The sequence below is a fragment of the Pseudomonas sp. GM33 genome, assembly GCF_000282295.1.
GTDB classification, from domain to species: domain Bacteria; phylum Pseudomonadota; class Gammaproteobacteria; order Pseudomonadales; family Pseudomonadaceae; genus Aquipseudomonas; species Aquipseudomonas laurylsulfatiphila.
Genome location: NZ_AKJO01000068.1, coordinates 1 through 22,692 on the forward strand (window position 1 = coordinate 1; position 22,692 = coordinate 22,692).

A 22,692-nucleotide genomic window follows, 5' to 3' on the forward strand; every position below is an offset into this window, starting at 1 on the left:
CAGCATCCGCGGCTGCCGGTCATCATCATGACCGCTCACTCCGATCTGGACAGCGCTGTCGCGTCCTATCAGGGCGGCGCCTTCGAATACCTGCCCAAGCCGTTCGATGTCGACGAAGCGGTTTCCCTGGTCAAGCGCGCCAACCAGCACGCCCAGGAGCAGCAAGGCCTGGAAGTCGTCCCGACATTGACCCGCACCCCGGAAATCATCGGCGAGGCGCCGGCGATGCAGGAGGTGTTTCGCGCCATTGGTCGACTGAGCCACTCCAACATCACCGTGCTGATCAATGGCGAATCCGGTACCGGTAAAGAGCTGGTGGCCCACGCCCTGCACCGTCACAGCCCGCGCGCCGCTTCGCCGTTCATCGCGCTGAACATGGCGGCGATTCCCAAGGACCTGATGGAATCCGAACTGTTCGGCCACGAGAAAGGCGCGTTCACTGGCGCTGCCAACCTGCGTCGCGGACGTTTTGAACAGGCGGACGGCGGCACGCTGTTCCTCGATGAAATCGGCGACATGCCCGCCGACACCCAGACCCGCTTGCTGCGGGTGCTGGCCGATGGCGAGTTCTACCGCGTCGGCGGTCATGTGCCGGTGAAGGTCGATGTGCGGATCATCGCCGCGACTCACCAGAACCTGGAAACCCTGGTGCATGCCGGGAAATTCCGCGAGGACTTGTTCCACCGCCTCAACGTGATCCGCATTCATATCCCGCGCCTGTCTGATCGTCGCGAAGACATCCCGACCCTGGCCAAGCACTTCCTCAGCCGCGCAGCCCAGGAGCTGGCAGTCGAGCCCAAGCTACTGAAAAGCGAAACCGAGGAATACCTGAAGAACCTGCCGTGGCCCGGCAACGTGCGCCAACTGGAGAACACCTGTCGCTGGATCACGGTGATGGCTTCGGGCCGCGAAGTGCACATCGGCGACCTGCCGCCGGAGCTGCTGAGCCTGCCGCAGGATTCGGCACCGGTCACCAACTGGGAGCAAGCCCTGCGCCAATGGGCCGACCAGGCGCTGGCCCGCGGTCAATCGAGCCTGCTCGACAGCGCCGTGCCGGCCTTCGAGCGGATCATGATCGAGACCGCCCTCAAACACACCGCCGGTCGCCGCCGCGATGCCGCCGTTTTGCTGGGTTGGGGGCGTAACACCCTGACGCGCAAGATCAAGGAATTGGGGATGAAGGTGGATGGCGGGGATGATGATGAGGGCGACGAAGCCTGAGTAATCACTGAACACACGATCCTGTGGGAGCGGGCTTGCTCGCGAAAGCGGTGTAACAGTCAACAATGATGTTGAATGTTATGACCTCTTCGCGAGCAAGCCCGCCCCCACATTCAAAAGCTGCGTGCACCGCCTGAATGCACCGTGAACCGCAATCGCGCACAAAAACAGCTTCGAATCCCCATCTGCTTTCGCAATCGAATCCCTTTCGAAAAAACACGAAAGCCCCGAATCTCGGGGCTTTCAGCGTTTCAAACCAGCTTTTTTGTTTCTCTTTGTGAAAACTGGCACGCCCCCTGCAATAACCCTTTCAAGTGATTCAGATCACCGACCCGGTTTCGGGGACCTTGGTACAGGCAGGCCGGGGATTCCCCTCTTTACACCGGGCTCACACCGCAGCCGCGACGAGCCCAGCCGTTTTGGGGCCCTTGATACAGGCAGGTCAGGGGTTCCTTCTTTACACCAGGCTCACACCGCACTCGCGACGAGCCTCCCGTTTCGGGAACCTTGGTACAGGCAGGCCGGGGATTCCCTCTTTTATTGCTCCCGCAGATGGATCTCCAGCCGCCAGCGGTCATCGACCTCGCTACCGGCCCACTCGCCCTGCAAGGGCCGGGCCGCCACCAGCGTCAGCAGCAACCCTCCATCACTCAAACGTACCCGCCAGTTCACATCCTTGCCGCCAAGCTTGAGCTGGCCTTTCTGCGCCTGGCCCTCGGCGCCAAACAGCAGCGCGACAGTGCCGTCGACGATTTCGCCATGGACCTTGGGTTCGTTGTTGAACCACACCACCAGCCCGTCGCCCGTCACTTCAACCAGCTGCAACTGACTCGGGTCTGGCGTGGTCAGGCGACCGATCATCAGCCCGATCATCATCCCGACGATCGCCAGCGAGCCCATCACCCGCAGGAATAGTTTCGAACGCACGCCTGCTTGCGGCGTAGAATGCGCGTCATCTTTACCTTCGGAGCCGTGCATGTTTCACGTCATCCTTTTCCAACCAGAAATTCCGCCGAATACCGGCAACGTTATCAGGCTGTGCGCCAACAGTGGCTGCCACCTGCATTTGATCGAGCCGCTGGGCTTCGAGATGGACGACAAGCGCCTGCGCCGCGCCGGCCTCGACTACCACGAGTATGCCACCCTGCAACGTCACGCCGACCTCGCCAGCTGCCTGGAAAGCCTCGGTCATCCACGGCTGTTCGCCTTCACCACCAAGGGCTCGCGGCCATTCCACGATGCCAGCTTCGTCCCTGGCGATGCGTTCCTGTTCGGCCCGGAAAGCCGGGGTTTGCCCGCCGAGGTCCTGGACGCCCTGCCCCCTGAGCAACGCCTGCGCCTGCCGATGCGCGAAGGCTGCCGCAGCCTGAACCTGTCGAATACCGTGGCCGTCGCGGTTTACGAAGCCTGGCGCCAGAACGACTTCAAATAACACCGCATAACAAATGTGGGAGCGGGCTTGCTCGCGAAGGGGCCATAACATTCAACATCGTTGTTGACTGTTACACCGCTTTCGCGAGCAAGCCCGCTCCCACATTGGACTTGCTTCGACGCTCAGAAATGCTTACTGAACGGTCGGCGTCTCGCCGGCAGCCTGCATGCGTTGCAGCTCTTGTGCGTACAGCGCATCGAAGTTCACCGGGGCCAGCATCAGTGCCGGGAACGAACCGCGGGTCACCAGGCTGTCCAGGGTTTCGCGAGCGTACGGGAACAGGATGTTCGGGCAGAACGCACCCAGGGTGTGGCTCATCGAAGCATCGTCCAGGTTCTTGATCAGGAAGATACCGGCCTGCTGCACTTCAGCGATGAACGCCACTTCGTCACCGTTTTTCACGGTAACCGACAGGGTCAGCACGACTTCGTGGAAGTCCGACTCCAGTGTCTTTTGACGGGTGTTCAGATCCAGGGCGACGCTCGGCTCCCACTGCTGGCGGAAGATCGCCGGGCTTTTTGGAGCTTCGAAGGACAGGTCACGTACATAAATGCGCTGCAAGGAGAATTGCGGTGCAGTTTCTTCTTCGTTCGCAGCAGTGTTCTGTTGGTCAGTCATCGCAGATCCTTCTTGATCCAGGGTTCTTTTAGGTTTGCTTGTTTGGGGTATTGCCGTCAGGCCCTGAGCAGTGCGTCGAGCTTGCCGGCGCGCTCCAGGGCGAACAAATCATCACAACCGCCCACGTGGGTGCTACCGATCCAGATTTGCGGCACGGACGTACGTCCGGCCTTCTGGGCCATCGCGGCGCGCACCTGCGGCTTGCCATCGACCTTGATCTCTTCGAAGGCCACGCCTTTGTTCTCGAGCAGGTATTTGGCTCGCGAGCAGTAAGGGCAGTAATCGCTGGAATAGACGACGACGTTGCTCATATCACTTCACCAGCGGCAGATTGTCGGCTTTCCAGCTGGAGATACCGCCGGACAGCTTGGCGGCGGTGAAGCCGGATTTCATCAATTCGCGGGCGTGGGTGCCGGCGGTCTGGCCCATGGCATCGACCAGGATGATGGTCTTGGCCTTGTGCTTTTCCAGCTCGCCAACGCGGGCGATCAGTTTGTCCTGGGGAATGTTCAGCGCGCCGACAATGTGACCGGCGGCGAAATCCTTGGTTGGACGAATGTCGATCACCACGCCTGCGTCCTTGTTGACCAGGCCGGTCAGTTCGCCAGTGCTCAGGCTACGGCCGCCGCCCTGCATTTGATAGGCAATCAGCAACGCCAGCAGTACGACGAAGATACCGACGAGAATGTAGTGGTTAGTGGCGAATTCAATCAGGTGAGCAACCATCGAAGGAGGTTCCAGGGCGTTAAAATGTCGGCCAGTATACACAGCCACTATGGTGGGCCAAACCCCGTCCGGCGGTGACGTGGCCGGAACTTCGCTTTAAACTGCGACTCCCTTTTCCATCGCCCCTTTTTACTTGAGCCAGAGCGAATTCCATGACTACCACGCCTAAACCTTTGGTCCTGATGATTCTCGACGGCTTCGGTCACAGCGACAACCCCGAATCCAACGCCATTTTCGCGGCGAAAAAGCCTGTACTGGACCGCCTGTGGGCCACCGTGCCGAACGGCCTGATCTCGGGCAGCGGCATGGACGTGGGTCTGCCGGATGGTCAGATGGGCAACTCCGAAGTCGGTCACATGAACCTCGGCGCCGGTCGCGTGGTGTACCAGGACTTCACTCGCGTCACCAAATCGATCCGCGACGGCGAGTTCTTCGAGAACCCGACCATCTGCGCCGCCGTGGACAAAGCCGTCGCCGCCGGCAAAGCCGTGCATTTCATGGGCCTGCTGTCTGACGGCGGCGTTCACAGCCACCAGGACCACCTGATCGCCATGGCGGAACTGGCGTTCAAGCGCGGCGCCGAAAAAATCTACCTGCACGCTTTCCTCGATGGCCGCGACACTCCGCCGAAAAGCGCTGAGTCCTCCATCGAACTGCTCGACGCGACCTTCCAGGCCCTGGGCAAAGGCCGGATCGCCAGCCTGATCGGCCGTTACTACGCCATGGACCGCGACAACCGTTGGGACCGTGTTTCCCAGGCCTACAACCTGATTGTCGATGGCCAGGGCGAATTCAACGCCGCCACCGCCCAGGAAGGCCTGCAAGCAGCCTACGAGCGCGGCGAGAGCGACGAATTCGTCAAAGCCACCTCCATCGGTGAGCCGGTAAAAGTCGAAGACGGCGATGCCGTGGTGTTCATGAACTTCCGCGCCGACCGCGCCCGCGAGCTGACTCGCGTGTTCGTCGAAGACAACTTCAGTGAGTTCGAGCGTGCCCGCCAGCCGAAACTGGCCGGTTTCGTCATGCTGACCCAATACGCCGCGAGCATCCCTGCGCCGTCGGCCTTCGCTGCCGGCAGCCTGGAAAACGTGCTGGGCGACTACCTGGCGAAAAACGGCAAGACCCAGCTGCGCATCGCCGAAACCGAAAAATACGCCCACGTGACCTTCTTCTTCTCCGGCGGTCGCGAAGAACCGTTCCCGGGCGAAGAACGCATCCTGATTCCGTCGCCGAAAGTCGCCACCTATGACTTGCAGCCGGAAATGAGTGCGCCGGAAGTCACTGACCGCATCGTCGACGCCATCGAAAACCAGCGTTACGACGTGATCGTGGTCAACTACGCCAACGGCGACATGGTCGGCCACAGCGGCGTGTTCGAAGCGGCGGTCAAGGCCGTCGAATGCCTGGACCTGTGCGTGGGCCGCATTGTCGATGCCCTGGAAAAAGTCGGCGGCGAAGCCTTGATCACCGCTGACCATGGCAACGTCGAGCAAATGTCCGATGAAACCACCGGCCAGGCGCACACTGCACACACCACCGAGCCGGTGCCGTTCATCTATGTCGGCAAGCGCGACCTGAAGGTCCGTGAAGGCGGCGTGCTGGCGGACGTGGCGCCGACCATGCTGAAGTTGCTGGGCCTTGAGCAACCGGCGGAAATGACCGGGACTTCGATTCTGGTCTGATCGGATTTCAAAAACGCAACAAAATCTGTGGGAGCGAGCTTGCTCGCGATAGCAATCTGACAGCCAACATCTATGTTGAATGATCGGACACCATCGCGAGCAAGCTCGCTCCCACAGTGGTTTGTGGTGGTTTCGAAGACTAATTGTCCCTGCATCCCGCTCCAGTCATCACACAGTCAGAAATGGGCATTTTTTTTGCCGCCCATGGCGGGCATACTAGGCCGTCCCTTTCCCTGGTGCCGCCCGCCCCTATGCTTCGCGTCCTGATAGCCCTAGCTCTGACTTGCCTGCTCCAACCGGCCTTTGCTGACGAGCGCGCAGACACCCAACAACAGTTGGACGCCACGCGTCAGGACATTGCCGAGCTGAAGAAGCTGTTGGGCAAGCTGCAGGAAGAAAAATCCGGCGTGCAGAAAGAGCTCAAGGGCACCGAAACCGAAATGGGCAAGCTCGAGAAGCAGGTCGAAGCCCTGCAAAAAGAGCTGAAGAAAAGCGAAGCCGAGCTGCAGCGACTCGATGCGGAGAAAAAAAAACTCCAGAGCGCGCGCATTGAACAGCAACGACTGATCGCCATTCAGGCCCGGGCGGCCTACCAGAACGGTCGCCAGGAATACCTCAAGCTGCTGCTCAACCAGCAGAATCCGGAAAGATTCGCCCGCACCCTCACCTATTACGACTACCTGAGCCAGGCTCGCCTGGAGCAGTTGAAGAATTTCAACGAAACCTTGCGCCAACTGTCCAATGTCGAGAAAGACATCGCCATGCAGCAGGCGCAACTGCTGGTGCAGCAAAGCAGCCTCGACACCCAGCGTGACGAGCTCGAGAAAGTCCGCAAGGAGCGCCAGCAAGTCCTGGCCAAGCTCAATGACGACGTAAAGGCTCGCGATCAGAAACTGGCGGCGCGCGAGCAGGATCAGGCAGACCTGTCTAAAGTCCTTAAAACCATTGAAGAAACCCTGGCCCGCCAGGCCCGTGAGGCAGAAGAAGCGCGACAGAAAGCGCTGATTGCCCAGCAGGAAGCCGAAAAAAAGCGTTTACGTGAGGCCCAGGCGCAGGCAGATGCCAGCGATGACGCCCCACGCAAACCGGTCAAGTCGACTCCCGGCGCACTGGTTTCCAGTTCCGGCGAGACCTTTGGTGGCCCGTTTGCGTCAACCCGCGGCAAACTTCCCTGGCCTGTCGATGGTCGACTGCTGGCACGCTACGGTGAAAGCCGTGGCGACGATGCCCGGACCAAGTGGGATGGCGTGATGATCGGCGCGTCTGCCGGCAGCACCGTGCATGCGGTGCATGGTGGTCGCGTAGTGTTTGCCGACTGGCTGCGAGGCGCCGGGTTGCTGGTGATCCTCGACCACGGTAACGGTTTTTTGAGTCTTTATGGTCACAACCAGACGCTGCTCAAGTCTGCGGGTGATGTGGTTAAAGCCGGTGAGTCCATCTCCACTGTCGGCAACAGTGGCGGGCAGGACACGCCAGCGCTGTATTTTGCTATTCGTCAGCAGGGTCACCCGAGTGATCCGGCGCAATGGTGCCGCGCGCAAGGATAAGCGCGTTACCTAATTCAGGAGTTTGTTAGACATGCTGCATTTGTCCCGCCTTACCTCGCTGGCCCTGACGATCGCCCTGGTGATCGGCGCGCCTCTGGCGTTTGCCGCTCAACCGGCCCCGGCGGTTGCGCCTGCGGGCACTGCTGCGACCACCAAGGCGCCACTGCCGCTGGATGAGTTGCGTACCTTTGCCGAGGTGATGGACCGGATCAAGGCCGCTTATGTCGAACCGGTGGACGACAAGACCCTGCTGGAAAACGCCATCAAGGGCATGCTCAGCAACCTCGACCCGCATTCGGCTTACCTCGGCCCTGAAGATTTCGCCGAGTTGCAGGAAAGCACCAGCGGCGAATTCGGCGGCCTGGGCATCGAAGTCGGCGCCGAAGACGGCTTCATCAAGGTGGTGTCGCCGATTGACGACACCCCGGCTTCCAAGGCCGGCATTCAGGCCGGCGACTTCATCGTCAAGATCAATGGCCAGCCCACCCGCGGCCAGAGCATGACCGAAGCCGTCGACAAGATGCGCGGCAAGATCGGCCAGAAAATCACCCTGACCCTGGTGCGCGACGGCGGCACGCCGTTCGACGTGACCCTGTCCCGCGCCGTCATTCAGGTCAAGAGCGTGAAGAGCCAGCTGCTGGAATCGGGCTACGGCTACATCCGCATCACCCAGTTCCAGGTCAAGACCGGTGAAGAGGTTTCCAAGGCGCTGGCCAAGCTGCGCAAGGAGAACGGCAAGAAGCTCAAGGGCATCATCCTCGATCTGCGCAACAACCCGGGTGGCGTGTTGCAGGCGGCGGTGGAAGTGGTCGACCACTTCATCACCAAGGGCCTGATCGTCTACACCAAGGGCCGCATCGCCAACTCCGAGCTGCGCTTCTCTGCCACCGGCAAGGACGAAAGCGAAGCCGTGCCAATGGTCGTGCTGATCAACGGCGGCAGCGCCTCGGCTTCGGAAATTGTCGCCGGCGCCCTGCAGGACCAGAAACGCGCCGTGGTGATGGGCACCACCAGTTTCGGCAAGGGCTCGGTGCAAACCGTGCTGCCGCTGAACAATGACCGCGCATTGAAGATCACCACGGCGCTGTATTACACGCCGAACGGCCGCTCCATCCAGGCCCAGGGCATCGTCCCGGACATCGAAGTGCGCAAGGCCAAGATCACCAGCGAGCAGGACAACGACTACTTCAAGGAAGCCGACTTGCAGGGTCACCTGGGCAACGGCAACGGCGGTGCGGACAAACCCACCGGCTCCAGCAAGGCCAAGCCGATGCCACAGGACGATGATTACCAACTGGCCCAGGCCCTGAGCCTGCTCAAAGGGCTGAGCATCACGTCCGGCCGTTGAGGATGCGCCTGCGGTACATTCTCGGTCTGCTTTGCTGTCTGGCGGGTGTTGTTCACGCAACGCCCGCCTCGACCTCCCCGCAAAAAGCCTACCTGACCCTGATCATCGATGACCTGGGGCAGAACCTGCCCCGGGATCGCCGCGTGTTGGCCCTGCCCGGCCCGGTGACCACGGCGATCATGCCCGACACGCCTCACGCCACCGAGTTCGCCCGCGAAGCCCATCGCGCCGGAAAAATCGTCATTCTGCACATGCCCATGGATCCGGCCACCGGACCGTTCGCCTGGCATCCCGAATTACCTGTCGAAGAGCTGGAAAAGCGCCTGAACGCTGCGTTCAAAAGGGTCCCGTACACCAGCGGCATCAACAATCACATGGGCAGCCGCATGACCGCACAACCCGCGGCCATGGCCTGGTTGATGGCAGACTTGCAACAACGGCACAAATTCTTCGTCGACAGCCGCACCAGCGCCCAGACCGTAGCCGCGGCCGAAGCGCAGAAGATCGGCCTGGCCAGCGTTTCGCGGGATGTGTTTCTCGACGATGAACGCACCGAAGCAGCGATCTTCAACCAGTTGCAGACAGCGATCAGCCTCGCGCGCAAGCAAGGTTCGGCGGTGATGATCGGGCATCCGTATCCACAGACGCTCGCGGTGCTGGAGCGGGAGTTGCCGAAGCTGAAGGCTCAGGGCATTGAGTGGATTGATATCCGGCAGATGATCAGTGTGCGAGGGAATCGGGCCACGGCGGCGCATGGGAAGGATGGGGTGTACCGCTGAAAAGATCGCAGCCTGCGGCAGCTCCTACATGGAGCTGCCGCAGGCTGCGATCTTTTGATTTACCCTACAAATACCGCGCCATGATCTCGTCGACCTTGCCTTCCTTGCGCATCTGGTCCAGCGCCGCCTGGAGCTTGGCCACCGTCTCGTCCGGCACGTCCTTGTTCAGTGCCAGGTACAGCTCGGCACTGTTGAAACGCAGTACGGTTTTCAACCCGTTGACCCCTTCCTGACGCGCCAGATAGCGCCCTGCCGGGTCACCGGTGGCCCACAGGTCGATCTGCCCGTTGACCAGTTTTTTCGCGTTGTCCTGATCGCGCAGTACAACAATCGGATTGAGCCCCTGCTTGGCCAGCGTCTCGGCAATCGCGTCGCCCTTGTAGGCGCCGATCTTGTACTTGCGCGCGTCATTCAAGGTTTCGAGGGTGATCTTGCTGTCTGCCTTGGCCAGCATGATCCAGTCGTCCGGGCCGATTGGGCCGACCCATTTGAACAGCTTCTCGCGATCCGGCAACCGCGCCATGACGAACACGCCATAGCCGGGTTTTTCCAGGGTGAGTTTGTAGATTCGCTCCCAAGGGAAACGCAGCGTCAGGCTGTAGGTAACATTGGCGCGCTTGAATATCTCGCGGACGATATCGGTGGCGATGCCATCGATGTTCTCGTCCTGAGCGAAGTTCTTGCCATTCTTCGCCATGTTGTAGGGCGGGAAGTTTTCAGTCAGCAGCACCATGTCGGTATCGGGGCTGTCTTTTGCGTGGGCTCCGCTGATGAACAACAGAGAGGCGCTGGCAAGGACGAGAAGAAAGCGTTTAAGCATGTCTGGCTACCGAAATCCATGGCGTACCCAAGAGTGCCTCGGGCACGCCATGATGTCCACTGGCCTGCATTGGTTTATTCAGCGCATCACAATTCCGCGATGAGCCATATAAGCCTTGGCTTCCTGCACGGTGTATTCGCCGAAGTGGAAAATACTCGCCGCCAGAACCGCGCTGGCGTGACCTTCGATAATGCCGTCGGCCAGGTGTTGCAGATTGCCGACGCCACCGGAAGCGATCACCGGAATGCCCAGCGCATCGCTGATGGCGCGGGTGACGCCCAGGTCGAAACCGTTTTTCATGCCGTCCTGGTCCATGCTGGTCAGCAGGATCTCGCCGGCACCCAGGCCTTCCATTTTCTTCGCCCACTCAACGGCGTCGAGGCCGGTTGGCTTGCGTCCACCGTGGGTGAAGATTTCCCAGCGCGGGGTTTCGCCAGGTCCCGAAACCTTCTTCGCGTCGATCGCGACCACGATGCATTGCGAACCGAAATGCTGCGCGGCTTCGCCGACGAACTCAGGGTTGAACACCGCTGCGGTGTTGATCGAAACCTTGTCCGCGCCGGCATTGAGCAGGTTGCGGATGTCCTGCACGGTGCGCACGCCACCGCCCACGGTCAGCGGGATGAACACCTGGCTGGCCATGCGCTCGACGGTGTGCAGCGTGGTGTCGCGGCCATCGACGCTGGCAGTGATGTCGAGAAAGGTAATCTCGTCGGCGCCCTGCTCGTCATAGCGACGGGCGATTTCCACCGGGTCGCCGGCGTCGCGGATGTTTTCGAATTTCACACCCTTGACCACCCGGCCGTTGTCCACGTCCAGGCAAGGGATGATGCGTTTGGCCAGCGCCATGATCAGTCCTCAGCCTTTGTACGAATCGCAGAAAGCTTGCGCTTCGGCGACATCGAGGGTGCCTTCGTAGATCGCACGGCCGGTGATTGCGCCGATGATGCCCGGCGCCTTGGCGTCGAGCAGGGTCTTGATGTCGCCCAGGTTGTGGATACCGCCGGAAGCGATCACCGGGATCTTCGTTGCAGCAGCCAGTGCCGCGGTGAACGGTACGTTGCAGCCCTGCATCATGCCGTCTTTGGCGATGTCGGTATAAACGATGGCGGAGACGCCGTCGGCTTCGAACTGCTTGGCCAGGTCGATCACCTGGATGGTGCTGATTTCAGCCCAGCCGTCGGTGGCGACGAAGCCGTCCTTCGCGTCCAGGCCGACGATCACCTTGCCCGGGAACGCGCGGCAGGCTTCGGCAACGAAGGCCGGATCTTTCACGGCCTTGGTGCCGATGATCACGTAGCTGACGCCCGCTTTCACGTAGTGCTCGATGGTTTCCAGCGAGCGGATACCGCCGCCGATCTGGATCGGCAGGTTCGGATAGCGCTTGGCGATGGCGGTGACCACTTCGCCGTTGACCGGCTGGCCTTCGAAGGCGCCGTTCAGGTCGACCAGATGCAGACGGCGGCAACCGCCCTCCACCCACTTGGCAGCCATGCTCACCGGGTCATCGGAGAACACTGTGGAATCTTCCATGCGGCCCTGGCGCAGACGAACACAGGCACCGTCTTTAAGATCGATAGCGGGAATAATCAGCATCTGGCAAACCTTCAAAATTGAATGTTCAGCTTGGCTCGGAAATCAGTTTTTCTCGAGCGCCCACAGGTCGCTTTCGATGCTTTCGAACCTCTCTTTGAGGTGCGCCTGCACATCGAAAATCGCCCTGTTGTAATAGTGCGGAGCAATTTCACGGGTAAACAGCTCAAGAATCTCCGCCGCCTCGAACGTGCCGAGGTCGAGTTCGAAGCGATCTTCCATGAAACGCTTGATCTTGCGATTGGCCTCGCTCTCCTGCTCGGGAGTGAGGGTCAGAATCGGCGGTTTCTTCTTGACGGCCATTTACCAGCGACCGTCCCACGCAGCGAAGTTCTGCAGCAACTGCAGGCCATGGGTATGGCTTTTCTCCGGGTGGAACTGCACGGCGAAACGCGAGCCTTCGGCCAGCGCCGCGGCGAAATCGACACCGTAGTGACCGCCACCCACCACCTGCCGCGCGTTGGCGGCGGCGATGTAGTAGCTGTGCACGAAGTAGAAACGCGCCAGGTCCGGAATGTCATGCCACAGCGGGTGACTGACCTTCTGCTTCACTTCGTTCCAGCCCATGTGCGGGACTTTCAGGTGCTCGCCGTCCTCGACCAGATCCTTGCCGAAGAACTTCACCGCGCCCGGGAACAGGCCGATGCAATCGACGCCGTCGTTCTCTTCGCTGGTGTCGAGCAAGGCTTGCATGCCCACGCAGATGCCAAGGAACGGACGGTCCTGGCTGACTTCACGCACCAGCGAATCGAAGCCGAGGCGACGGATCTCCGCCATGCAATCGCGAATCGCGCCAACGCCGGGGAAAACCACCCGGTCGGCTTCGCGAATCACGTTGGCATCGCTGGTGATCAGCACCTTGCCGGCACCGACGTGCTCGAGGGCCTTGGCCACCGAGTGCAGGTTGCCCATGCCGTAATCGATAACCGCGACTGTCTGCATTACAGGACGCCCTTGGTCGAAGGCATTTGCCCGGCCATGCGGTCATCGAGCTCGACGGCCATGCGCAGGGCGCGACCGAAAGCCTTGAACACGGTTTCGATCTGGTGGTGGGTGTTGTGCCCACGCAGATTGTCGATGTGCAAGGTGACGTTGGCGTGGTTGACGAAGCCCTGGAAGAATTCCTGGAACAGGTCAACGTCGAAGCCACCGACGGTGGCACGGGTGTAGGGAACATGCATCTGCAGGCCTGGACGGCCAGAGAAGTCGATCACCACGCGCGACAGCGCTTCATCGAGCGGCACGTAGGCGTGACCGTAGCGACGGATGCCTTTCTTGTCGCCGATGGCTTTGGTGAAGGCCTGGCCGAGGGTGATACCGACGTCTTCCACAGTGTGGTGGTCATCGATATGCAGGTCGCCCTTGCTGACAATATCCAGGTCGATCAGCCCATGACGGGCGATCTGGTCCAGCATGTGCTCAAGAAAAGGTACACCGATATCGAATCGGGCCTTTCCGGTGCCATCGAGGTTGATCGAGGCTTTGATCTGGGTTTCCAGAGTGTCGCGCTCGACAGACGCCTTACGTTCGGCCATCACCAGCTCCGCAAAATCATTGGGCGAAAAAGGCAGCCATTATAGGCGTGCGGGCGCCAAACAGAAACACGCGAGGTGATATCACTGACGGAGTGAATCCGGGGGTGCCGGCGATAGACATGTCCATACAAGCTATTTGGCACACCACAAAACAACTGTGGGAGCGAGCCTGCTCGCGAAAGCGGTGGCTCAGCCAACACTTATGTCGACTGATACTCCCTCTTCGCGAGCAGGCTCGCTCCCACAGGCTGGGTGTCGGCCTGAGAGTTCTCAGGCCAGTCCCTTAGTGAAAGAGCACTGCCGTCTTCTGCAAGGTCACCCACACACCCCACGCCAACGGAATTCCCACCACCAGCCATGCCGCCACCGCCAGCGGCTTGGTGCCAGGCGCGGCTTTCCACTCCAGCACGGTGCTGCTGTCAGCGCCTTTGTCATGGCCCAGCGCCTGCTCGGCGGCCAGTTCGGCGTCGGTCATGAAGTACTTGTCGGCCACCGGGCGCACCAGCAGGTTGCACAGGAAACCCAGCACCAGCAGGCCGGCGAGGATGTACAGCGTGATGTCGTACGCGGCTGCACGCTCGACACCGATGCTCAACTGATATTCACGCAGGTAGTTCACCAGCACTGGACCGAGCACACCGGCAGCCGCCCACGCCGTCAGCAGACGACCGTGAATCGCGCCGACCATTTGCGTACCGAACAGGTCCGCCAGATACGCAGGAACAGTCGCGAAACCACCGCCGTACATCGACAGGATGACGCAGAACGCCGCCACGAACAGCGCGATGCTGCCCAGATGACCGAGGTTCGGAATCAGTCCGTACAGGGCAAAGCCCAAGGCGAAGAACACGAAGTAGGTGTTTTTGCGACCCAGGTAATCCGAAAACGAAGCCCAGAAGAAGCGCCCGCCGATGTTGAACAGGCTTAGCAAACCGGTGAAACCGGCCGCGATGGCGGCGATCGAAGCCAGTTGCGAAGCGTCGAGTTGGCCGAACGCCAGGTCATTGCCCAACAACTTGCCACCGAACACCTCCTGCAGCAGCGGCGACGCCATGCCGAGGATGCCGATACCGGCCGATACGTTCAGGCACAGCACCAGCCACACCAGACGGAACTGCGGCGTCTTCCAGGCTACATTCACGTGAACATGACGATGAGTAATCATTGCGTTCGAGGCTTTTTTCGCCGGGGCGGTCCAGCCTTCAGGCTTCCAGCCGGTTGGCGGGACGCGATAGGACAATGCGCCACCGATCATGAACACGAAGTAGATCGCCGCCATGACCAGGAAGCTCTGCCACACGCCGACGCTGGTGGGCGAAGCGAAATGCCCCATCAACGCTGCCGCCAGCGGAGCACCGACCATCGCACCGCCGCCGAAGCCCATGATCGCCATGCCGGTGGCCATGCCGCGCTTGTCCGGGAACCACTTGATCAGGGTCGAGACCGGCGAAATGTAGCCCAGGCCCAGGCCGATACCGCCGATGACCCCGGAGCCGATCCACATCAGCCAGATCTGGTGGGTATACACGCCCAGCGCCGAAATCAGCAGACCACCGCACCAGCACAGCGCCGATACAACCCCTGCCTTGCGTGGCCCGGCATGTTCCAGCCAGCCACCCCAGATGGCGGCCGAGCAACCCAGGAAGATGAAGAACAGGGTGTAGATCCAGCCGAGCATCGAGATCGGCCAGTCACACTGGGACGAAAAGACCTGTGCGATAAAACCCATGTCCGCTGCGCAGGCCACTGGAGCCGTGATGCCCAGCGCCTTGGACAGCGGCAACCAGAACACCGAAAAACCGTAGGCCATGCCGATGCACAAGTGGATGGCCAGCGCGGCCGGTGGCACCAGCCAACGGTTGAAGCCGGGCTTGGCGATGATCCGCTCCTTGGACAGGAACGCGGGCTGGTCGGCGCCGAGGCCGTCCGCCGTGATGCTCGTGGTCATTGTATTTCCCCCAATTATTAGTAGGGTTCGCCAGCCACGCTCCCGGCCTTTATGCACGCAGACATGACCGTTTTTTGGTGGAGCGCGTTGTTGTGCGACAACAGGTCGCAGAAGGACGGGCGAACGGGCAAAGGTTACCATCTGCCAGTAACGGAAAAACCAAACTGACATCACCTTTTGTACGTCGTCCGATCTCCATAGCTTCATGACCCCACAGGAATCACCATGCCGATCATTGTCGAGCCGCTCAACCAAGCCACGTCCCAGGATCGGCAGGATCTGCAGAAGATCTACCGCGACGCTCCAGACTGGTTGTTCGCCCCGTTTTCCGGCGAAGCGCAGCTGATCGAGGACTGCTTGCGCGACGGCACACTGATCGCCGGACGCTTCAATGATCGTCTGCTGGGCGCAGCCCGCTTGCAAAGGCACCAAGACGCCTGGCATTTGTCACAAATATGTGTGCGAAAAATTACCCGTCGCCGTGGTGTTGCCGAGCGACTGGTGGCCGAAGCGCAAAAAATGGCCGCTCAATCGGGCATGACGCTACGCCTGCTGGCGCCTGCCGGGCACCTGGAGGCGCAGGCGCTGGCCACCAAACTGAAACTGCCGCTGGATGTGCTGCCGGAGTGATCGCTGACCGGTCGTCCGTTCCGGGGCGCTATACTCCCCGGCTAAATTTTGAATTCGACTAATTACAAGGACTCGCCCATGAAAGCGTTCGGCAAAATCCTGGGTCTGGTACTTCTCGGGCTGTTGCTGATCATTGTGGCGCTGGGCTTTGCCCTGACCCACCTCTTCGATCCCAACGACTACAAAGACGAGATTCGCCAGATTGCCCGCGACAAAGCCCACATCGAGCTGACGCTCAATGGCGATATCGGCTGGAGCCTGTTCCCGTGGCTGGGCCTGGAGCTGCACGACGCCAGTGTCGCGACCATGGTCAAACCGACCGAACCGTACGCCGACTTGCAGATGCTCGGCCTGTCGGTGCGCGTACTGCCGCTGCTGCGCCGTGAAGTGCAGATGAGCGACGTACGTGTCGAAGGCCTGAACCTGCGCCTGACCCGCGACAAGGAGGGGCATGGCAACTGGGAGGACATCGGCAAGCTGCCTGCAACAGCCGGCACCGACGCGACCGGCACCCCGCCAGCCGCTACCGAATCTGCGCCCGAAACCGGCGCCGCGGCGGAAAAACCGCCTCAGCCAATCCGCCTGGACATCGACAGCCTGACCGTGAACAACGCACGGGTCGAATACACCGACGAACGAACCGGCAAGAACTTCAGTGCCGAAAGCATTCAGTTGAGCACCGGCGCGGTCCACGACTCCGTCAACATTCCGCTCAAGCTCACGGCTTTCCTGTCAGCCAACCAGCCTGCACTGCGGGTGCGTACCGAACTCAACGGTGAGTTGCGCATCGCACGTGCACTGCAGCGCTATCAGTTCGAGGATATGAAGCTGTCGGGTGAAGTGACCGGCGACCCCTTGCAAGGCAAGGCCGTGACATTCTCTGCCCAGGGCCAGTTGGTGCTGGACAGGGCCGCCAACGTGGCCGAGTGGACCGGCATCAAGGTCTCTGCCAACCAGTTGCGGGCACTGGGTGAACTGAAGGTCAACGATCTGGACAAGACCCCACAGGTCAGCGGCGGCATCTCGATTGCCCAGTTCGACCTGGCGAAATTCGTCGACAGCATCGGCCAGAAACTCCCGGCCATGGCCGAAGGCAGCCTGAGCAAAGTCGAGCTGGTCAGCCGGTTGGCCGCGACACCGACCAGCCTGGCGCTCGACGACCTCAATTTGAAAGTCGACGACAGCACCTTCAGCGGCCGCATCGCCGTAGAAGACTTCGCCAAGCAATCGCTGCGCGCCGTGCTCAAGGCCGACACCTTCAACGTCGACCGTTACCTGCCGCCGAAATCCGCCGAGGCCAATAGCGCGACACAAGTGCGCCAGGCCGAAGTCGCCAGCACCGAAGCCGATGCCATGGCCGGCGCCGGCAGCACGCCGTTGCCACCCGCGCCGACCAAGGACGCGTGGAGCAACGAACGCCTGTTGCCAGTGGAACGCTTGAGTAAGCTCGATGTGGACGCCGACCTGACCTTCGGCCAGTTGACCCTGCAAAAACTGCCGATCCATAACGCTGCGCTCAAGGCCACTGGCCAGGGCGGCCTGCTGACGCTGGCCAACCTGCGCGGCGACCTGTACGAGGGCAACTTCGAAACCACCGGCACGCTCGATGTGCGCCAGCCAGTGCCGGCGCTCAATCTGCAGACGAAGATCAGCCGGGTACCGGCAGAAAAAATCCTCGAAAGCCAGGGCAAGAATCCACCGGTCAAGGGCCTGGTCACGCTCAACAGCAACCTGACCGGCAATGGCAACAGCCAGAAGGCGCTGATCGAAACCCTCAACGGCAACGCCAGCCTCATCATCAACAATGGCGTGCTGCTCAACGCCAACCTCGAGCAACAGCTGTGCAAAGGCATCGCTACGCTCAACCGCAAAACCCTCAGCGGCGAGCCGCGCGGCAAGGACACTCCGTTCCAGGAGCTCAAGGGCAACCTGACCTTGCGTAACGGTGTCGCCAGCAATCCGGACCTGAAAGTGCGCATCCCGGGCATGACCGTCAACGGTGACGGTGACATCGATCTGCGCGTGTTGGGCATGGACTACCGCGTCGGCATCATCGTCGAAGGCGATACCAGCGCCATGCCGGACCCGGCCTGTCAGGTCGGCGACAAGTTTGTCGGCATCGAGTGGCCACTGCGCTGCCGTGGCCCGCTGGAGTTGGGTGCCAAGGCATGCCGTGTGGATAACGAACGCATGAGTCAGGTCGCGACCAAGTTGGCTGGCGACAGGATCAGCGAAAAAATCGATGAAAAATGGGGCGACAAAGTCGACCCGAAACTGAAAGACGCGCTCAAGGGGCTGTTCAAGCGATGAGAGCCGAGCAGTTTTCAACGGCGGTGCTGGACTGGTTCGACCGCCACGGCCGTCACGATTTACCCTGGCAGCAGGACATCACCCCGTATCGGGTATGGGTCTCGGAAATCATGCTGCAGCAGACCCAGGTCAGCACCGTGCTGAACTACTTCGACCGCTTCATGACCTCATTGCCGACGGTCGAAGCCCTGGCCGCGGCACCGGAAGACGAAGTGCTGCACCTGTGGACCGGCCTGGGTTACTACACCCGCGCGCGCAATTTGCAGAAGACCGCGAAGATCGTCGTCGAGCAGTACGGCGGCGAATTTCCCCGGGACGTGGAAAAACTCACGGACCTGCCGGGGATCGGCCTGTCCACCGCCGGCGCCATTGCCAGCATCAGCATGGGCCTGCGCGCGCCGATCCTCGACGGCAACGTCAAACGCGTCCTGGCGCGCTTTACCGCGCAAGAGGGCTACCCGGGCGAGCCGAAGGTCGCCAAACAGCTCTGGGCCAACGCTGAGCGCTTTACGCCCCACGACCGGGTCAACGCCTACACCCAGGCGATGATGGACCTCGGTGCCACGCTCTGCACCCGCAGCAAACCGAGCTGCCTGCTGTGCCCGCTGGAAAAAGGCTGCGAGGCGCACATGCTCGGCCTGGAAACCCGTTACCCGATCCCCAAGCCGCGCAAGGCCATCCCGCAGAAGCGCACGCTGATGCCGATGCTGGCCAACGCCGAAGGCGCCATCCTGCTTTACCGTCGCCCCTCTACGGGCCTCTGGGGCGGCTTGTGGAGCCTGCCGGAGCTCGACGACCTCGACGACCTGTCACACCTGGCCGCGCAGCACTCGCTGGAACTGGGCACCCAACAGGCATTGCCGAGCCTGGTGCACACCTTCAGCCATTTTCAGTTATCCATCGAACCCTGGCTGGTTCAGGTCCAGGAGACCGGCCATCACGTGGCCGAGGCCGACTGGCTCTGGTATAACCTCGCCACCCCGCCGCGCCTGGGCCTTGCCGCCCCGGTCAAAACCTTGCTCGAGCGCGCGGCCGCCGTATTGAACGCAGGAGAGCCGTCATGACCCGCACCATCATGTGCCGCAAGTACAAAGAAGAATTGCCAGGCCTGGAGCGCGCTCCCTTCCCGGGCGCCAAAGGCCAGGACATTTTTGACCACGTTTCGGCCAAGGCCTGGGCCGACTGGCAAAAACACCAGACCCTGCTGATCAATGAAAAACGCCTGAACATGATGAACGCCGAAGATCGCAAATATCTTCAGGGTGAAATGGACAAGTACTTCTCCGGCGAGGATTACGCCAAGGCCGAAGGCTACGTTCCGCCATCGGAATAACCCCGATTTATCGGGGGTCGGAACGTAAGCGACGGTAATAATTAAAATTTTTTTGAAAACTTGCTTGACGACCCCCTGAAAAACCCGTTTAATGCGCCCCGTTGCCCAGATAGCTCAGTCGGTAGAGCAGGGGATTGAAAATCCCCGTGTCGGCGGTTCGATTCCGTCTCTGGGCACCAAATACCGAAAACCCTGAATCGCAAGATTCAGGGTTTTTTTATGCCTGCGATTTGATCAGGCACTGGCCCGGTCACCTTCAAAGCGACAATTCCCCCCCCTATCACCACACCTGCCAGCATCCGCAACGGTTGCCGGAGCCGAGCCCCGAAAAGCTTCAGGCATTGGAGGCCAGCCCTTCCTGGCAGTCCTTGGTCTGTAAGAACGCTCCGTATGCTTTAACGGAAACGGATGACATACGCCGATCTTCGGTTTGCGCAAAATCGAAAGAGGAACTGCCGCATAACCGGCAGCAGATACACAACAGAGATGCAGACAATGACTGACGCCATCAAACCAGACGTCGAAACCGCTGAGTTTTTTACTGAATAAGAAATCAGAACTTTCAGCTTTGATACTCAGCAGTCAACACTGCTTCACAAATTCGCCAAAGAACTGGCCGCCATCGGCGGGCCGCAAGCACCAGGAGCCAAGTCCAAAGCGTCTCTGGCAGCCACCGAATTAAAGTTCTCGTTTTCGAAAAACCAATGTGAACTGCTGAGTGCCTATTCCGATGGCCTTGTTTCGGTTTTGATTTTTGAAGGGCTGCAAAAAATCACCGATGCCAGCCCTCCAAATGAACTGCCAGATCTGGCATCCCTGGAAACTCGTTACGACATACTTTGTCTGGCCGCCCGTAATCAGATCCTGTTGAAACTGGTGGATAACAGTGCCTTTGCCTATGACATGGACAATGAAGGAAAACTGGTTCGACTGGTGTCCAACTTCAAAGGTGGCGGGCTCATAAAAATCAATGCCGAGCCGGAAATCAAAGAACTGAGCTCCCATTCCGGCCTCGCGCTTGGCCCACATACAGAGGCGCCTTACTGGTGCGCCGTGAACGCAAAAGACGAGCACTCGCCCTCTCCATCGTCGCTCATACTTTCCGCCTTGTGGAACCCAAGCCTGGAACCTACGCGAGTCATTCCACTACCCCCCATACTCGAAAAAATCAGCATCACCAACTGCCTCGCACTGACCACGGGCAACTTCCAGTTCACTCGTAGTGACTCCTTTGTCAGTGGCAAAGGGGAGGATGGCCGCAACGTTTCGATTCTGGAGTTCGACGATAAGGCAGGGTTCGCAGCCCGCTTTAACTCATATCGTTTTTCGGTCAATGACAACGCCTCGACCTTTGTGAAAACGGCTTACACCGCCCTTTGCCAGGGGGTGGATGAAGCAACTCCGGTCGAATGCACGCTGACCCAGGAATCGGCCATGGTCATCAATAACATCCGGGCTCTGCACTGTCGCGATGTCATCAAGGACAACAGACGAGTCTTGGTTCGTATTTTCGGACTTTCAAAATTTTCTACCCCCATCGTCGTTTCAGATGACCCGTTAGTGCTGCAGGGCTGATTCCTTATGTGATCAGGCTGTTGAACGACCCGTCATGTGATGACCGGCCAATAACCATAAAGAGAGAATGCAATGTCCTTGGATGTAATTGGCATGTTGGCGCTCGTCGCTTTTTGCGCTGGCTTTTTTGATGCGATTGCCGGTGGGGGCGGTTTGATCACCCTGCCTGCATTGTTTCTGGCAGGTGTAGATCCGATCAGTGCAATTGCAACGAACAAGTTCCAGGCCGCTTCGGCCACTGTTTCGGCAACGGTGACCTTCGCTCGCAAAGGAATGATCGAGTGGCGCGAAGGCCGTTTCCTGGTTATTTGCGGATTTATTGGTGGCGCCAGTGGTGCCTTGCTGGTCAGCTCTATTGATAAACACTACCTGGAAGTTTGCGTGCCTATCATGCTGATTCTGGTAGCCATCTATTTTGCGTTTTCTCCAAAGCTGGCCAACGAAGATCGACGCAAGAGAATTGGTGTTCTGCTCTTTTCCTTTACCGTGGCGCCGATCCTGGGCTTTTACGACGGTATATTTGGCCCCGGCGTGGGCTCTTTCTTCATTGTCGGATTTGTACTGCTCTGCGGCCTGGGCATGATGCGGGCCATGAGTTTTACCAAGCTTGCCAACGCCTCTTGCAATCTCGGCTCTCTGTCGGTCTTTATCACCAAAGGTGTGATTATCTGGCCGGTAGCCATAGCCATGGCTTTGGCGGCCTTCATCGGCGCGCAATTGGGTGCACGGGCCGCTGTTCGGGTCGGACCACGGCTGATCAAACCCATGTTGATCGTGGTCTGCTGCGCCTTGGCCATCAAGCTGCTGAGTGTAGAAACCAACCCTTTGCGCGTTGCTCTCCTCCAAGCGTACGCGGGCGTTAATAACGAAAAACCCTGAGTCGCAGGACTCAGGGCTTAGAGCCTCTCGCTAACTCGCATCATTCCAGTGAAAAACCAGGTTACGGGCTGCACCACTGCCAACATCGGCAACGTCCTGCCGGGTTTCGCCGTTGCGCGTCGCAATGACCGTGTATTTACCGGCAGGCAGCTTCACGTAAACCAGCGGACCGGCGTTATTGAGCGTCAGCACGGTTTGCCCCGGGGCTTTCTGGATGACCACGCTCACGTCAGGAATGTATTCATTTTCCGTCCCGACAGAGAACGTCATGTGCAGGTTATAGCCGGTGGTCTGCTGGATGGCCCTGGACTCATCCTCGCCGATACCGCCGGACAGGTAGGCGATGCCGTTTTGCTCCTGGCGCTGCACCTGCACGCCAGTGCTGTCGACTGGATCAAGGCTGGCGGCGGGTGATATCGATGGAAACATCAGCACGCCGACGGCGGTGAGTGGTAACAGGAGTGAATGGAGGCACTTCATGATGACGACTCCCGGGTTCTGCCGAACCCAATCGTTACACTCTTTGGATTTCCAGTCGCAGGGAGGTGTTTTAGATTGATTTGGCCTGAGTACGAAACGTACTACACCATTTGCTCCTCAGCCCTCGCCTGCCGTCCGACACTTCCTGCCAGCGAACCCGGTAATTCCTGCCTGTTTTTCAGTCACTCCCGGCAGCTTCGAAGGGGGCTCACTGGTCATGCTCTTTCGCTATCCAA

24 protein-coding genes and 1 tRNA gene are annotated in these 22,692 nt (G+C 60.0%); 13 read left to right on the top strand and 12 right to left on the bottom strand.

The genetic code is table 11. The features are described 5' to 3' along the window. On the top strand, window positions 1-1,221 hold a 1,221-nt coding region (gene ntrC / locus PMI26_RS20665; protein ID WP_007972737.1), incomplete at its 5' end, for a nitrogen regulation protein NR(I). A 537-nt stretch (window positions 1,222-1,758) separates the two neighbouring features. Here the strand turns inward: ntrC and PMI26_RS20660 are convergent. After that, complete coding sequence (locus PMI26_RS20660) at window positions 1,759-2,199, bottom strand: hypothetical protein (protein ID WP_033047652.1); 441 nt, start codon at window positions 2,197-2,199, stop codon at window positions 1,759-1,761. On the opposite strand from PMI26_RS20660, the gene PMI26_RS20655 reads away from it, so the two are divergent. Then, on the top strand, window positions 2,198-2,653 hold the full coding sequence (locus tag PMI26_RS20655) for a tRNA (cytidine(34)-2'-O)-methyltransferase (RefSeq protein WP_007972739.1): 456 nt from the start codon (window positions 2,198-2,200) through the stop codon (window positions 2,651-2,653). The genes PMI26_RS20660 and PMI26_RS20655 overlap by 2 nt on opposite strands. Window positions 2,654-2,785: 132 nt before the next feature. Here PMI26_RS20655 and secB read toward each other — a convergent pair whose 3' ends face one another. The 3 genes from secB to PMI26_RS20640 are packed head-to-tail and all read right to left on the bottom strand — an operon-like array spanning window position 2,786 to window position 3,997. Beyond that, window positions 2,786-3,271, bottom strand: coding sequence for a protein-export chaperone SecB (gene secB / locus PMI26_RS20650; protein ID WP_007972740.1), 486 nt, complete (start codon window positions 3,269-3,271; stop codon window positions 2,786-2,788). Between the two features lie 56 nt (window positions 3,272-3,327). Further along, a complete protein-coding gene (grxC, locus tag PMI26_RS20645; RefSeq protein ID WP_007972741.1) occupies window positions 3,328-3,582 on the bottom strand; it encodes a glutaredoxin 3 in 255 nt (84 codons plus the stop codon). Window position 3,583: 1 nt separating this feature from the next. Then, a complete protein-coding gene (locus tag PMI26_RS20640) occupies window positions 3,584-3,997 on the bottom strand; it encodes a rhodanese-like domain-containing protein (protein WP_007972742.1) in 414 nt (137 codons plus the stop codon). Between the two features lie 152 nt (window positions 3,998-4,149). Between PMI26_RS20640 and gpmI the strand changes: the two genes are divergently transcribed. The 4 genes from gpmI (at window position 4,150) to PMI26_RS20620 (ending at window position 9,353) form a co-directional block, all read left to right on the top strand. Then, window positions 4,150-5,679 carry a 2,3-bisphosphoglycerate-independent phosphoglycerate mutase gene (gpmI, locus tag PMI26_RS20635; RefSeq protein ID WP_007972744.1) on the top strand — a complete coding sequence of 510 codons (1,530 nt, stop codon included), beginning with the start codon at window positions 4,150-4,152 and terminating at the stop codon, window positions 5,677-5,679. 251 nt (window positions 5,680-5,930) lie between these two features. Further along, entirely contained in the window at window positions 5,931-7,226 is a 1,296-nt protein-coding gene (locus PMI26_RS20630) for a murein hydrolase activator EnvC family protein (protein WP_033047655.1), read from the top strand. A 31-nt stretch (window positions 7,227-7,257) separates the two neighbouring features. Next, entirely contained in the window at window positions 7,258-8,574 is a 1,317-nt protein-coding gene (locus PMI26_RS20625; protein WP_007972748.1) for a S41 family peptidase, read from the top strand. 2 nt (window positions 8,575-8,576) lie between these two features. Next, window positions 8,577-9,353, top strand: coding sequence for a divergent polysaccharide deacetylase family protein (locus tag PMI26_RS20620; RefSeq protein WP_007972749.1), 777 nt, complete (start codon window positions 8,577-8,579; stop codon window positions 9,351-9,353). 64 nt (window positions 9,354-9,417) lie between these two features. Here the strand turns inward: PMI26_RS20620 and PMI26_RS20615 are convergent, their stop codons facing one another. From PMI26_RS20615 to PMI26_RS20585, 7 genes are all read right to left on the bottom strand, one after another. Beyond that, a complete protein-coding gene (locus tag PMI26_RS20615; RefSeq protein ID WP_007972750.1) occupies window positions 9,418-10,173 on the bottom strand; it encodes a substrate-binding periplasmic protein in 756 nt (251 codons plus the stop codon). Between the two features lie 78 nt (window positions 10,174-10,251). Continuing rightward, window positions 10,252-11,022, bottom strand: a complete 771-nt coding sequence (hisF, locus tag PMI26_RS20610; RefSeq protein ID WP_007972752.1) for an imidazole glycerol phosphate synthase subunit HisF — start codon at window positions 11,020-11,022, stop codon at window positions 10,252-10,254. Window positions 11,023-11,031: 9 nt separating this feature from the next. Continuing rightward, window positions 11,032-11,769 carry a 1-(5-phosphoribosyl)-5-[(5-phosphoribosylamino)methylideneamino]imidazole-4-carboxamide isomerase gene (gene hisA / locus PMI26_RS20605; protein WP_007972753.1) on the bottom strand — a complete coding sequence of 246 codons (738 nt, stop codon included), beginning with the start codon at window positions 11,767-11,769 and terminating at the stop codon, window positions 11,032-11,034. 42 nt (window positions 11,770-11,811) lie between these two features. Continuing rightward, window positions 11,812-12,069: a DUF2164 domain-containing protein gene (locus PMI26_RS20600; protein ID WP_007972756.1), complete on the bottom strand. Its 258-nt coding sequence runs from the start codon at window positions 12,067-12,069 to the stop codon at window positions 11,812-11,814. Next, window positions 12,070-12,708, bottom strand: coding sequence for an imidazole glycerol phosphate synthase subunit HisH (gene hisH, locus PMI26_RS20595; RefSeq protein WP_007972757.1), 639 nt, complete (start codon window positions 12,706-12,708; stop codon window positions 12,070-12,072). Next, window positions 12,708-13,301 (bottom strand): imidazoleglycerol-phosphate dehydratase HisB, encoded by a 594-nt coding sequence (gene hisB, locus PMI26_RS20590; RefSeq protein WP_003186751.1) that lies wholly within the window; start codon window positions 13,299-13,301, stop codon window positions 12,708-12,710. The genes hisH and hisB overlap by 1 nt, the downstream gene beginning before the upstream one ends. A 283-nt stretch (window positions 13,302-13,584) precedes the next feature. Beyond that, window positions 13,585-15,249: an OFA family MFS transporter gene (locus PMI26_RS20585; protein ID WP_007972758.1), complete on the bottom strand. Its 1,665-nt coding sequence runs from the start codon at window positions 15,247-15,249 to the stop codon at window positions 13,585-13,587. Window positions 15,250-15,474: 225 nt separating this feature from the next. Between PMI26_RS20585 and PMI26_RS20580 the strand changes: the two genes are divergently transcribed. From PMI26_RS20580 to PMI26_RS20555, 7 genes are all read left to right on the top strand, one after another. Beyond that, window positions 15,475-15,879, top strand: coding sequence for an acetyl-CoA sensor PanZ family protein (locus PMI26_RS20580; protein WP_007972764.1), 405 nt, complete (start codon window positions 15,475-15,477; stop codon window positions 15,877-15,879). A 78-nt stretch (window positions 15,880-15,957) separates the two neighbouring features. Further along, window positions 15,958-18,189 carry an AsmA family protein gene (locus PMI26_RS20575; protein ID WP_007972766.1) on the top strand — a complete coding sequence of 744 codons (2,232 nt, stop codon included), beginning with the start codon at window positions 15,958-15,960 and terminating at the stop codon, window positions 18,187-18,189. Continuing rightward, entirely contained in the window at window positions 18,186-19,253 is a 1,068-nt protein-coding gene (gene mutY / locus PMI26_RS20570; RefSeq protein WP_007972769.1) for an A/G-specific adenine glycosylase, read from the top strand. The genes PMI26_RS20575 and mutY overlap by 4 nt, the downstream gene beginning before the upstream one ends. Next, the gene (locus PMI26_RS20565; protein ID WP_007972770.1) at window positions 19,250-19,522 is read left to right on the top strand and encodes an oxidative damage protection protein; all 273 of its coding nucleotides are present in this window, start codon (window positions 19,250-19,252) and stop codon (window positions 19,520-19,522) included. Before mutY ends, PMI26_RS20565 begins: the two co-directional genes overlap by 4 nt. Window positions 19,523-19,625: 103 nt before the next feature. Beyond that, window positions 19,626-19,701, top strand: a tRNA-Phe gene (locus tag PMI26_RS20560). 373 nt (window positions 19,702-20,074) lie between these two features. After that, a complete protein-coding gene (locus tag PMI26_RS0129470) occupies window positions 20,075-21,097 on the top strand; it encodes a hypothetical protein (protein WP_086776967.1) in 1,023 nt (340 codons plus the stop codon). Window positions 21,098-21,169: 72 nt separating this feature from the next. Beyond that, window positions 21,170-21,976 carry a TSUP family transporter gene (locus PMI26_RS20555; RefSeq protein ID WP_007972773.1) on the top strand — a complete coding sequence of 269 codons (807 nt, stop codon included), beginning with the start codon at window positions 21,170-21,172 and terminating at the stop codon, window positions 21,974-21,976. Between the two features lie 30 nt (window positions 21,977-22,006). Here the strand turns inward: PMI26_RS20555 and PMI26_RS20550 are convergent, their stop codons facing one another. Further along, window positions 22,007-22,456: a hypothetical protein gene (locus tag PMI26_RS20550; RefSeq protein ID WP_007972776.1), complete on the bottom strand. Its 450-nt coding sequence runs from the start codon at window positions 22,454-22,456 to the stop codon at window positions 22,007-22,009. Between the last annotated feature and the right edge of the window lie 236 nt (window positions 22,457-22,692).